The 13,040-nt window shown below is 49.0% G+C and carries 11 protein-coding genes; all 11 read left to right on the top strand.

Translation table 11 applies throughout. The features are described from left to right. A partial coding sequence (locus tag OCU21_RS10940) for a hypothetical protein (protein WP_261807440.1) occupies window positions 1-194 on the top strand: 194 nt, incomplete at its 5' end. A 353-nt stretch (window positions 195-547) separates the two neighbouring features. Then, window positions 548-2,161, top strand: coding sequence for a daptomycin-sensing surface protein LiaX (gene liaX, locus OCU21_RS10935; RefSeq protein WP_261807439.1), 1,614 nt, complete (start codon window positions 548-550; stop codon window positions 2,159-2,161). 24 nt (window positions 2,162-2,185) lie between these two features. Further along, the gene (locus OCU21_RS10930; protein ID WP_373875492.1) at window positions 2,186-2,437 is read left to right on the top strand and encodes a PspC domain-containing protein; all 252 of its coding nucleotides are present in this window, start codon (window positions 2,186-2,188) and stop codon (window positions 2,435-2,437) included. Between the two features lie 97 nt (window positions 2,438-2,534). Then, entirely contained in the window at window positions 2,535-2,834 is a 300-nt protein-coding gene (locus OCU21_RS10925; protein WP_261807438.1) for a hypothetical protein, read from the top strand. A gap of 286 nt (window positions 2,835-3,120) precedes the next feature. Next, on the top strand, window positions 3,121-4,071 hold the full coding sequence (gene hprK / locus OCU21_RS10920; RefSeq protein ID WP_261807437.1) for an HPr(Ser) kinase/phosphatase: 951 nt from the start codon (window positions 3,121-3,123) through the stop codon (window positions 4,069-4,071). Next, on the top strand, window positions 4,072-4,935 hold the full coding sequence (gene lgt / locus OCU21_RS10915) for a prolipoprotein diacylglyceryl transferase (protein ID WP_261807436.1): 864 nt from the start codon (window positions 4,072-4,074) through the stop codon (window positions 4,933-4,935). A 10-nt stretch (window positions 4,936-4,945) separates the two neighbouring features. Next, a complete protein-coding gene (locus OCU21_RS10910) occupies window positions 4,946-5,983 on the top strand; it encodes an NAD(P)H-dependent glycerol-3-phosphate dehydrogenase (protein ID WP_261807435.1) in 1,038 nt (345 codons plus the stop codon). Window positions 5,984-6,053: 70 nt separating this feature from the next. Next, window positions 6,054-7,001 (top strand): thioredoxin-disulfide reductase, encoded by a 948-nt coding sequence (gene trxB, locus OCU21_RS10905; protein WP_261807434.1) that lies wholly within the window; start codon window positions 6,054-6,056, stop codon window positions 6,999-7,001. Window positions 7,002-7,578: 577 nt separating this feature from the next. After that, window positions 7,579-8,988 (top strand): MFS transporter, encoded by a 1,410-nt coding sequence (locus tag OCU21_RS10900; RefSeq protein ID WP_261807433.1) that lies wholly within the window; start codon window positions 7,579-7,581, stop codon window positions 8,986-8,988. 367 nt (window positions 8,989-9,355) lie between these two features. Then, a complete protein-coding gene (locus OCU21_RS10895; protein ID WP_261807432.1) occupies window positions 9,356-10,666 on the top strand; it encodes an NCS2 family permease in 1,311 nt (436 codons plus the stop codon). A 179-nt stretch (window positions 10,667-10,845) separates the two neighbouring features. Then, window positions 10,846-12,567: a phospho-sugar mutase gene (locus OCU21_RS10890; RefSeq protein WP_261807431.1), complete on the top strand. Its 1,722-nt coding sequence runs from the start codon at window positions 10,846-10,848 to the stop codon at window positions 12,565-12,567. Window positions 12,568-13,040: the final 473 nt, after the last annotated feature.

The following is a 13,040-nucleotide window of genomic DNA, read 5'->3' as shown; positions in this document are numbered from 1 at the left end:
ACGGAACAGACGTTTACATCAATCTCACCCCAAACCGCACAGTGGAAGTGGCGGTCAAAATGCAGAAGCACAGTGAGTTTACCCGCCAGACGCAACGCAGACCGCGGCCAATGTTGGAACGGAACAGACGTTTACATCAATCTCACCCCAAACCGCACAGTGGAAGTGGCGGTCAAAATGCAGAAGCACAGTGAGCTTACCCGCCAGACGCAACGCAGACCGCGGCCAATGTTGGAACGGAACAGACGTTTACATCAATCTCACCCCGAACCGCGCAGTGAAAGTGACGGCCAAGATGCAGAAGCACAGCGAGCTCACCCGCCAGACGTAACGCAGCCCACGGCCAAGATTAGAAAGGAACGGCGACCAACAACGCTCCTGCACAAAACCGCCCGATCAGACCACAGTGCAACGATGATTGCGATTATTTTGGTAAATAGTCACAGGTCTGAGCCGAAAATCCACCCTAAGGCCTATGACGAATCCAAAACAAACAGGCATAATAGAAGATGTAATCAATGCGAAATGACCAATGGAGGTTATCGATATGAACGAACGTCAACGTATCCTAGAACTAGTTAAAAAAGGGGTCATCACCTCTGAAGAAGGTTTGGTTCTGCTAGAGAACTTGGCCAAGAAAAATTCTGAAGCCGAACAAACCGTTAATTTTAAGACCAATGAGCACAAATCAGCATCAGAAACCACACAGGCACCGGCTGATGACGCGGCTAAAACAGCAGCGCAACAAACGGAAGCGACGACTGGATCAGCATCTTCAGATCAAGATACAACTGATGAAATGAAGCGGGCTGATCAGGAGCAAACAGAAGCGGACGACACGGCTGATAATGAAAACGATCAAACCAATCAGTTTGAAGCAGAACTCAATCGCTTGAAAGCAGAGTTAGGCAAATGCATCGAGGCCCAGTCAGAAACGAATCGGAAGATCGCTGCGGTCCAAAAGCAGATCGATTTTGATCAGGAACATATCACAGTGATCGATGCGATGGAAGATTTGGATAGTTTGACTGACGAGAAGCGTGAAGAACGCGGCGCGGCCAAACGGCGGGTCGTTGAACTGCAACAAACGATCGATAATTTGGAATTGACTTTAGACGAGCTCAATAAGAAGATCGGCGACCTTAATCGTGAGATCGCTCGGGTCACCCGGGAGCGGATCAAGACAACGATCCATTTTGACGATATCCGCGATCAAACAGCTGAAACTTTTAGCAATTTTGGTGGTAAAATGGCCGACTTTGGGACTCAGCTTGGCGGTTATGTGCGCGATACAGTCAAAAACGTTGTGGACAATATCGACTGGAACGATGTCACAGTCAAGGTTCCTGGAATCGCGTCCACCAGTTTCAAACATGACTTTGTTTATCCAGCTTGTGCCGCGACGATCTTGGATATCAAGAATGCCAATGGCGATATTGTTTTACGGACTTGGGATAGCGAAGATATCAAAGTCGCTGCGAATATCAAGTTCTACGGGAAGATCGAAGGCGATCAGTTGGCTGCTTTCGCTGAACGTAGTCGGATCGATGTCAATGATGATCATTTTATTTTCCAAGTGCCGAATAAACGGATCCGCGCAAATCTTGAGATCTTTTTACCAGTACGGACTTATGACCATATCAATCTACGCTTGCTCAATGGTTCTGTGGAAGTCGATGATCTGAAATTCAAGGACGCTTATCTGAAGACGACCAATGGCCGGATTTTGCTGAATGGTGTGAACGGCACGATGGCTGAAGTTGAAGATACCAATGGGACAGTCGAATTACATGATGTCGATCTGCGTCAGGCTTTGTTGAGCACCGTCAGTGGGACCGTGATCGCGACAGGTCAGGTCCAAGCAGGCGAGTTCTCAACGGTCCATGGCTCAGTCAAGGTCACTTTGACGAACGAGGATCTCCATCGGCTGAACATTTCTTCCGTCAATGGTAGTGTCAAAGTAGCGTTGCCACGGGACTTGGCTTTCTCAGGTCACGCGCAAACGAGTTTTGGTAATGTCAACACTCGTAGTTATGACCTTGATATTGTTGATAGTCGTTCAACAACAGGCGCAAATGTTACCTTTAAGCGCGGTGAAAATGGTGCTAAAATCGACTTGAGCAGTACTTCTGGTTCTGTTTTTATCAAAGATAATGACTAATTGAGTTTTTGGGAGGAGTTTCCGATGAGAAAAAAGTTATATCGCTCTCGTCATGATGTTAAGATCGCCGGTGTTTGTAGCGGCTTAGCTGATTATTTCAATATCGATGTTACCTTGGTCCGAGTGATCTTTGCTGTTTTAGCTCTGGGTTGGGGTTCGACGATCGCTTTGTATATCATTTTATGGATCGTTGTTCCGGAAGAACCACGGCATTCAGAACCTAATCACCGTTCCAGTCACTCAGAAAGTGACAATGGTCAGTGGAGTGATTTCTAAGCGTGCTGCGCTAGAGGATCAAGATTCATTTTTGAACAGATTTTGATGGTGGGATTCGTCAAGTTGAATGACCACGAAAAATAAGCGAGGTGTTAAAATGTTAACAGTGATTTTACTTTTGATTTTCATACCGTTATTGTTGATGGTGGTCTTCAGTTTGATTGCTGGCGTTGTTGCCGTTGGCTGGGGCATGATCAAGTTCTTGTTGCCAGTGATCGTGATCGCGGCGTTAGTCAATCTGCTGGTCAATCGTCATCGAACGCCTCGGCGCCCACGGCAAATGTCATACCAGACCCATGAAGAACGACAAGCGGGTCGGCGCCCGCGGAAGGATCTGCATGATGTTCATGTCCATGACCATCAACAGGATAATGACGATGAGTGGAGTGACTTCTAGTCAACGTTAAGATCAAGTTTAGAATTTAAAAAGTTTCGATCCAGGACGGGTCGGGACTTTTTTTGTGCGTAGTAACTGATTGGGTCGGCTTCAAAGAAAATGCGCACTCGTGTTTAGATCGCTAGCACTGATCTGGCGCAGTTGACATAGAATAAGCGTTGTGGCGGTCCGCTACGGTTGGTGGGTCATGCTGGCCAGCCGCTTCTGGGGTAAACTGGTGATTTTCGCTGAAAAAGCTGGCGAATAATGTTAAAATTAAAGTTAAATGAAGGCTCAGGAGGCAATTATGGCTGAAGGTATTACGGTTAGACAATTAGTTGATGCGGTGGGACTTCAGGTTTTCTCAGGAAAAGAATTCTTGGATGACCGCCAAATCACGATCAGTGACATTTCACGACCTGGCTTGGAATTGACAGGTTATTTTACCTACTATCCACATAATCGTTTACAAGTGTTCGGACGGACGGAATCGGCCTTTGCGGCGAGCCTGACTGCAGGCGAGCGTAAGGTGATCTTCCAGCGGATGTCCGAAAAGGATACGCCGGCCATGGTGATCAGTCGCAGTTTACCAGCGCCTGATGAATTGATCGCCATGGCTGGTGCCGTGGGGATCCCCGTGCTGGGCTCGGATCTACCAACGACGCGGCTTTCCAGCGTCTTGACTGAGTATCTCCACGATCAGTTAGCGGAACGCCGCAGTATGCATGGGGTTTTGGTCGATGTTTACGGATTAGGCGTTTTGATCGTGGGAAATTCTGGCGTAGGGAAGAGTGAGACCGCCTTGGAATTGGTCAAACGCGGTCACCGTTTGATTGCTGATGATCGGGTCGATGTTTATCAAAAAGATGAAAATACTATCGTTGGCGAAGCACCGAAGATCCTCAAAAATCTCATGGAGATCCGGGGTATCGGAATCATTGATGTAATGAATCTGTTCGGTGCCGGCGCAGTCCGGACGGAAACCGAGATCTCGTTGATCGTTAACCTAGAGAATTGGCAAAAGGATCAAAATTATGATCGTCTAGGTAGTAATGAGGCGAAACAAATGATTTTTGATGTTTCGATCCCGAAAATCACGATCCCAGTCAAAGTCGGCCGTAATTTAGCGATCATCATCGAAGTAGCGGCGATGAATTTCCGTGCCCGTAAAATGGGTTATGACGCGACTGAACTGTTTGAAAAGAATTTAAGTTCCTTGATCAAAGAAAACTCGATCAAGGATGAGGGTGGTCATTAAATGAAATTATTGATCCAAGCGTTAAATCCGACGGCGTTACATTTAGGCCCGTTGCATATCCAGTGGTACGGTATTATTATCACAGCTGGAGTGCTGATCGCGGTCTATCTAAGCTTACGTGAAGGGACCCGGCGGAATATCGATTCTGACGATATCATGGATCTGATTTTTTGGATGTTGCCCCTCTCTCTTGTTGGCGCGCGGCTGTATTATGTGATTTTTGAATGGGACTTTTATCGGCAACACCCGGGCGACATCATTAAGATCTGGAATGGTGGGATCGCGATCTATGGCGGTCTGATCGCGGCCTTGATCGTTTTGATCATTTTTTGTGCGAAAAGGTTTATCCCGGCGTGGTTGCTCTTAGATGTGATCGCGCCCACGGTGATCTTGGCTCAAGCGATCGGGCGCTGGGGCAATTTCATGAATCAAGAGGCTTATGGCGCTAAAACGACCTTGGGTTTTTTGCAATCGTTGCACCTGCCTAACTTTATCATCCAGCAAATGCTGATCGACGGAGCTTACCGTCAGCCCACTTTCTTGTACGAATCTGTTTGGAGTTTACTGGGCTTTATTTTATTGATGGCCCTACGTCATCGCCAGCATTTGTTCAAACAAGGTGAAGTTTTCTTGAGCTATGTTATCTGGTATGCGCTGGGCCGTTCGGTGATCGAAGGGATGCGCACGGATAGTCTATACCTGTTTGGTCAGATCCGTGTTTCGCAGGCGCTCTCCCTGGTACTGATCGTTTTAGGGATCGTCTTGATCATTATTCGGCGGCGGTTACAGCCACCGATCGAATGGTATTTGGACGGGAACACCCTGTTTGGTCCCAAACAACAGAAAAAAGAAGTTAAAGATTAGGAGTGGTTTTTTGCCAAGTCAACCAATTAAAATCGCAGTTTTAGGTGCCGGTTCTTGGGGCACGGTGTTAGCGGATCTACTGGTCCATAATGGCCATCAAGTGATGTTATGGGGAAATAGTCAAGAAGTTGCAGCTGAGATCAACACTAGCCACACCAACCGCCATTACTTGCCCGAGTTTGCGATCGATCCTGCCGTGGAGGCCAGTTTAGATCTAGAAGCGACTCTCGCGGATGCTGCGGGGATCTTGTTTGTGATCCCGACTGCGGCGATGCGTATCGTTGCCAAACAGGTCGCGGCGGTATTGGCCAAAACCGGTGCGAAGCCGATCTTGATCAGCGCGACCAAGGGTTTGGAACAAAACTCGCATAAACGGATCTCACAGATCTTAGGTGATGAGTTCCCTGCCGAGTTGGCGCAAAGCTTGGTGATTTTCTCCGGACCAAGTCACGCGGAAGATGTTGCAACGCGCGACATCACTTCCTTGACGGTGGCTTCGGAAAACATCAAGGACGCGGAATGGGTCCAAGGGGTTTTCATGAACGAATATTTCCGTTTATATACCAATGATGATATGGTCGGCGTCGAATTAGGCGGCGCTTTGAAGAATGTGATCGCGATCGGTGCCGGGGTCTTGCACGGTCTTGGTTATGGCGACAATACGAAAGCAGCGTTGATCACTCGCGGGATCGCTGAGATCAGTCGTCTGGGGATCGAATTAGGCGCCAATCCATTGACTTTTATGGGCCTATCAGGGATCGGTGATTTGATCGTTACTTGTACCAGCGTCCATTCGCGCAATTGGCGTTGTGGTAATGCCCTTGGCCAAGGGCAAAAATTAGCCACTGTTTTGACTAATATGGGCATGGTCGTTGAAGGGGTCGGGACTGCTAAGGCTGCTCATGAACTTAGCGCTCAGTGTGGTGTGGAGATGCCGATCTCTGAAAGCATTTATCGGGTACTTTACGAAGACGCTGATGTTCATCAAGAAATCGATCGTTTGATGCAACGAAAAGGTAAGCGAGAATTAGACTTTCAACGTTATTGATACAAATCAGTGGACAAGCGACTGTTTTTGCAGTATAGTTTAACTTATTAAAAGTAAGGGAGATTTGACCATGACAAAGCAATATGATGTGATCGTGATCGGCGCCGGTCCTGGTGGGATGACGGCGGCATTGTACGCATCGCGCTCAAATCTGTCGGTATTGATGCTTGATCGGGGAATTTATGGTGGTCAAATGAACAATACCGCAGAAATCGAGAACTATCCTGGTTTCACTTCGATTTTAGGTCCCGAGCTGGGCGAAAAAATGTACGCGTCTGCGACGCAATTTGGCGCAGAATACACCTATGGCACCGTTAAAACGGTTGAAGATCATCATGATCATAAAACCGTGATCACCGACGAAGGCGAGTACCAAGCCAAAGCCGTCATCATCGCCACTGGAGCCGAGCACCGTCATTTAGGCGTTCCTGGCGAGGAAGACTATTCCGGCAGGGGTGTTTCCTACTGCGCGGTCTGCGACGGCGCCTTCTTTAAAGGCCGAGAAGTCGCGGTGATCGGCGGCGGTGATTCAGCTGTTGAGGAAGGTATTTACTTGGCGCAATTGGCGAGCAAGGTGACGATCGTTCATCGCCGTGATCAGCTGCGGGCGCAAAAGATTTTGCAACAACGGGCTTTTGCCAATGACAAGATCGAATTTGTTTGGAATGCTCAAGTTGAAGCCATTGAAGGCGACGGCCAGAAAATCACCGATGTCCGTTATCGTGATAAGGTCAGCGGGGAAGAAAAGCAATTGCCAGCGTCTGGGGTCTTCATTTATGTCGGCATCGAACCGATGACTGAGCCGTTCCGCGCGCTAGGCGTGTTGGATGAGGCTGGTTGGATCCCAACTGATGAACAGACTCGGACTAAGGTGCCCGGCGTCTTCGCGGTGGGTGATGTGCGCGCTAAGCATTTGCGCCAGATCGCCAACGCGGTCGGTGAAGGTGGTCAGGCTGGGCAATCGGCCTTTGATTTCATTCAAGAATTGCAAGATGAACAAAGCGGACGGACCGCCTAAAAAATAGTGCGGAGCAATCTGGGTTGCTTGTGAGCATTAACCTAGCAATCATTTTGGAAGTGTTCCTTGCTTCCGGAATGATTGTGTAGTTAAGCGCCACAAGCAGGATCGCGCAGCACGTTTCAAAAAACAGAGTGCGTCGCACAATGGTTTGACTTTGAGCATTAACCTAGTCAGGATTATGGAAGCGGGCTTCGCTTCTGGAAGCCTGACGTAGTTAAGCACAGAAGTCAGTTGAGCGCAGCACGTTTCAAAAAACAGAGTGCGTCGCACAACGATTTGACTTTGAGCATTAACCTAGTCAGGATTATGGAAGCGGGCTTCGCTTCCGGAAGCCTGACGTAGTTAAGCACAGAAGTCAGTTGAGCGCAGCACGTTTAAGCAACGCATGAACGCCATTGATCGGCTGAAAAAGATCGGTGGCGTTTTTTTGATGGCGAAATATGAACGGCTATTGCGTACCAAAGCAGATCAGCACGTGCTGAACGGCGTTATAGCGATTGTTTTGCGGCTAAATTCGTCCTATACTAAAATCAATACAAGCTAAAGCCTAGCTTGATCAAGGCAGGTAAACTAAATGGAAAATGAACAGATCTCTCCTAAAGTGGTTGGCTCCGTAGTTGCCACCGGCTTACTCTCTTTTGCCGGGGTGATCGTGGAAACGGCGATGAACATCACTTTTCCCACGTTGATGAAAGTTTTCGGTGTGACCACAGCTACCGTCCAGTGGATGACCACGTTATATTTGTTGATCGTGGCGATCATGATGCCGTTTTCCGCTTTATTGAAACGATCTTTCCCAGCGAAGAAATTGTTTTTGGCGGCTAATTTACTGTTTCTCAGTGGGATCATTCTTGATTATTTTGCTCCTAGCTTTGCTCTACTGCTGTTGGGTCGGGCGATCCAGGGTCTAGGAACGGGGATCGCTTTGCCATTGATGTTCAATATTATCTTGGAACAAGTGCCAACTAGTAAAGTTGGCATGATGATGGGCATCGGTACTTTGATCACCGCGATCGCGCCGGCGATCGGACCGGTCTTCGGGGGTGTCGTCGTGACCAAATTGAGCTGGCGCGCGATTTTTCTTTTCTTAGTGCCGGTGTTGCTGATCTCATTGGTCCTAGGGCTGACTTGTTTGGAACAAAAGCATGCCGTTAAGCGCCAAAAAGTCGATCTTCCCAGCTTGATCGCGGTGATCGCTCTTTTTGGCGGCGCGATTTATGGGGCTAACATGATGGGGGCCGCGGGATTAGGAAGTCTGCAGGTCTGGGTGTCTTTGGGGATCGCTGTCGTCGGGTTGGTTGGGCTGATTTGGCGCAGTCACCGGATCGCGGCGCCGATCTTGGATCTGAATGTTTTTCGTAATCGGCGCTTTAGCATCAATCTAGTTGGCTTTGTCCTCTTTCAAATGACAGCTTTGGGGTTGTCTTTTATCGTCCCCAATTATATCCAGCTGGTCAATCAGCAGTCGGCCTTGACCGCGGGACTGACGGTGTTGCCTGGTGCGGCCATCGGGGCATTGTTAGCGCCATTCGGTGGGCGGATCTATGACCGGGTCGGCGCGGCGAAACCCATTATTTTAGGGTCGTGTTTATCGTTGGTCGGGTTGGTCCTCTTTGCGCTTTGGGGTCAGGAGCTATCACTAGGCGCGATCAATCTGTTCTATACCATCTACATGTTAGGCACGGGTATCGGCTTTGGTAATGTGATGACGGTCGGGTTGAAAAGCCTACCAGAGGCAGAACAGACCGATGGCAACGCGATCATGACGACGATGCAACAGTTCGCGGCGGCCTTGGGAACGGCGATCGTTTCGGCGATCATCAGCCAAGCCCAACAAGGCACTACTAACTTGCGCCAAGCCACTGCCCGCGGCTCGCAACAAGGACTGATCGTCCAAGCAGTCTTTGTCTTGATCGAGCTGATCTGCATGATCATTGTCACCCGTGGGCCGAAGAAACGATTTGAATCATCGTCACACCAATGAAAATTTGAAAAAAAGGTCGAGTCATGATCCTCAACTTTGGCGCAATTGCGCTGGAGTGGGGCAGACCGACCTTTTTTAATGGTTAAAACATTCAGTTTTGGCGCTTGAATATTCGCGACCTAAAGGCATGGTGGAGCCTGGTAGTGCTTGGCAGTCGCGGGATCACTTAGACGGGAAAGTGCGAATGGAGCGATGAAAGCCGCGGTCTTCATTGAAGAAGGCCTATTTTTTGACTGGTCATTAGACGACATTCAAAACTGGGCGAAAAATAAATAATGTTTGTCTTTACAAACCCGCTTCAGTTTATTATGATAAAAGATGGTTTTTGTAAATGTAAAACACGAACATTAGATTAGAGGAAATGTAAATGCGGGCAAAATTAGAACATTATTTCATGTTTGAGCAACTAGAAACGAATTGGCGTCGGGAAGTTTTAGCGGGGCTGACGACGTTTGTTAGTATGTGTTATATCTTATTCGTCAATCCCAGCGTTTTAGGCGCGGCGGGGATGGATAAAGGGGCGGTTTTCACTGCTACTGCTTTGGCCAGCGCTTTCGGTTGTTTGGTCATGGGGATCTTTGCGAAATATCCGATCGCTTCGGCGCCAGCGCTGGGGATCAACGCGTTTTTTGCCTACACCGTGGTGATCGGCATGAAGGTACCGTGGCAAACCGCTTTGGCTGGTGTCTTTGTCGCCTCGTTGATTTTTATTTTGATTACCGTTTTGAAGTTACGGGAGAAGATCATCAACGCGATTCCCGCTGATCTGAAATTTGCCATTTCCGCGGGGATCGGTTTGTTTATCGCCTTTATCGGTTTGCATGACGGTGGTTTGATCGTGGCTAATAAATCGACTGTGGTGGGCTTAGGCTCGTTGCAGACCCCCACGACTTGGTTAACGATCTTCGGTTTGATCGTTACCGTCATCCTAATGATCCGTCAGGTGCCGGGGGCGATTTTCGTGGGGATGGTCTTGACTTCAGCTTTGGGCATGGTGACAGGCTTGATCGCTTTGCCTCAAGGTATCCTCTCGCCAGCGCCTAGCCTAGCGCCAACTTTCGGCGTTGCTTTGAAGAATGTTGGTCAGATCAATAGTTTGCAACTTTGGGTGGTGGTCTTGACCTTCCTGTTAGTCACCTTCTTCGATACCGCCGGCACCTTGGTCGGGCTAGCACAACAAGCTGGTTTCATGAAGGATAATAAAATGCCGCGAGTTGGGAAGGCTTTGGCCGCGGACTCATCAGCGATGTTTGTGGGCTCACTTCTAGGTACATCTCCTGTGGGCGCTTATGTAGAATCATCCGCGGGGATCGCTGTCGGCGGTCGGTCTGGGGTCACGGCGATCAGCGCTGGATTGTTTTTCATTCTTGGCATGTTCTTTTCGCCACTATTAGCAGTGGTCACTAGCCAAGTGACTGCACCAGCTCTGATCATCGTCGGCGTATTGATGGCGGCTAACTTAGCGCGGATCGATTGGACAAAATTAGAGATCGCGGTCCCTTCATTTTTGATTCTGATCGGGATGCCTTTGACTTATTCGATCTCAGATGGCATGGCTTTAGGTATGATCACTTATCCGATCATGATGATCGCAGCCAAACGAGGTAAGGAAGTTTCCGGCGTCATGTATGGTTTAGCGATTATTTTTGTTGGTTTTCTGTGGATCTTGAATATTTAAATACGGCGCCAAGCGCGACACCGGTTTTCTTAGATCGGGAGCGCGCTTTTTTTCTGAAAAAGCGGTAAGTCTGGTGCCCGAGGACGCACCGCCGAGTAAAATCCGGATTTTCCTGAACAAAGCTGTTCTAAAATGGAGAATCAGGTATAATAGAACCAGAAATGAAAGGTGGTTTTTTGATGAGTTGGCAGGATAATTATCAACTTTGGCAAAAAGCGGATCTGACCTCTGATCTGCGGCAAGATCTAACCGCGATGGCTCCTGATGAAGCGGCGTTACAAGAGGCGTTTACCCAGCCCTTGGAGTTTGGTACGGCAGGCATGCGTGGCGTGATGGGCCCTGGGATCAACGCGTTGAATATTTACACCGTTCAACAGGCGACTGAAGGTCTGGCTTGCTTCATGGACCAACTTTCTGCTGAGAAAAAAGCAGCAGGCGTGGCGATCAGTTATGATTCTCGCTATCACTCACAAGAGTTCGCTTTTGTAGCTGCTGGTGTTCTAGGCGCCCACGGCATCAAGAGTTACGTGTTCGATTCGCTGCGGCCAACGCCGGAGCTATCTTTTGCGGTCCGCTATTTGCAGACCTACGCTGGGATCATGATCACGGCCAGCCACAATCCGAAGCAATACAATGGTTATAAAATTTATGGACCTGATGGTGGGCAAATGCCGCCAGAAGAAGTGGGCCAGATCGTCGCTTATATCGAGAAAGTGACCGACCTTTTCCAGATCAAGTCCCTACGCCAGAACGAATTACGCGATGCTCATTTGCTTCAATTGATCGGCGAAGACGTGGATCAAGCCTATTTGGCACAATTAGCCACCGTCACGGTCCAACCTGAACTGATCAAGAAAGTCGCCGCTGACTTCACGTTGGTTTATTCGCCGCTCCATGGCACTGGGAAAATGCTCTATGAGCGAGTTTTCCGCCAAGCGGGCCTGACCAAGATCCAAGTTGTTCCTGAACAGGCGATCCTGGACCCTGAATTCGCGACGACACCGTTCCCAAATCCGGAATTTCCTCAGGCCTTCGAATTAGCGGAAGCCCTCGGCAAGAAAACCGGGGCGGATCTATTGATCGCCACGGATCCTGACGCGGATCGATTGGGCGCAGCCGTACGGCAACCAAATGGCGACTATCATTTATTGACGGGTAATCAGATCGCCGCCTTGATGGTCAACTATCTTTTGGAAGCTTATCAGGCCCAAGGCAAGTTGCCCGCTGATGGGGTGATCGTCAAATCAATCGTTTCTAGCGAATTTCCAGCTAAAGTCGCCGCTCACTATAATATCGAGACCCGCAACGTTTTGACCGGCTTTAAATATATCGGCGAGCAGATCGAACAAATGGAAGTTACTGGCCAAGGCCACTTCCTCTTCGGCTTCGAGGAAAGTTATGGCTATTTGGTCAAATCCTTCGTTCGCGACAAGGACGCCATGCAGGCCGCGGTCCTCTTAGCGGAAGTGGCCGCTTATTATCGAGAAAAGGGCTTGACCATGTATGACGGTCTGCAAAGTCTTTATCGCGAATTTGGGCATTTCCAAGAACGAACCGTTTCCTTTGATTTCGAAGGACTGGCTGGCCAAGAGAAAATGGCCCAAGTCATGACCGAATTTCGGCAGAACCCAGTTAGCACAGTCGCTGACGTCGCGGTTACGCGCGTGGAGGATTATCAAGCACAAACCGCAACCTTGGCCGATGGCACGGTCAGCAAACTGGCGTTACCAAAAGCTAATGTTTTGAAATACTATTTAGCAGATGAAACTTGGATCGCAGTGCGCCCATCTGGGACTGAACCGAAAATCAAGCTATATTTCGGTGTGGTCGCCGACAGTGAAGCGGCTGGTTTGCAAAAACTCGAGCGTTACCAAGCAGCGTTGAGTCCCCGTTTACAATAATGTTTTTATCCTCAAGTCGAGTTGGCTTGAGGATTTTTTTGTTGGGCTTGCAGATGCGCTGGGTTTGATGGTGACGCAACCGCCTCAGGACGTTTGTCGTGGCCGGAACGCAGTGGACACTGTTTTGAACCGATTTGAAAAGTGCGGCTTCTGTATTTTCTGAGTTGCCTGCTTGCAGATGCAGCTGGGTTTGGGTGGTGACGCAACCGCCTCAGGACGTTTGTCGTGGCTGGAACGCAGTGGGCATCGTTTGAAGCCAATCCGCAAAACCGGCGGCTTGTCTTCAAAGCGAGCCTTATTCTAAGCGATAAATCGCTAAGAATAATCTCACCGCTGAAACGTGTTCGCCGACCTAGCTTCTTCCGCTTAGCTACGCTCTTATTCTGGAAGCAAGGGACGCTTCCAAAATAAGAGCTAGGCTAATGCTCAGAAGCTGCCCAGGTCGGCTCACACTCTGAATAGAGCCACACGCC

The sequence above is a fragment of the Lapidilactobacillus luobeiensis genome (assembly GCF_024345205.1).
Lineage (GTDB): Bacteria > Bacillota > Bacilli > Lactobacillales > Lactobacillaceae > Lapidilactobacillus > Lapidilactobacillus luobeiensis.
The sequence above is the reverse complement of the archived record's forward strand: the minus strand, read 5'-3'. Positions and strand labels throughout refer to the sequence as shown.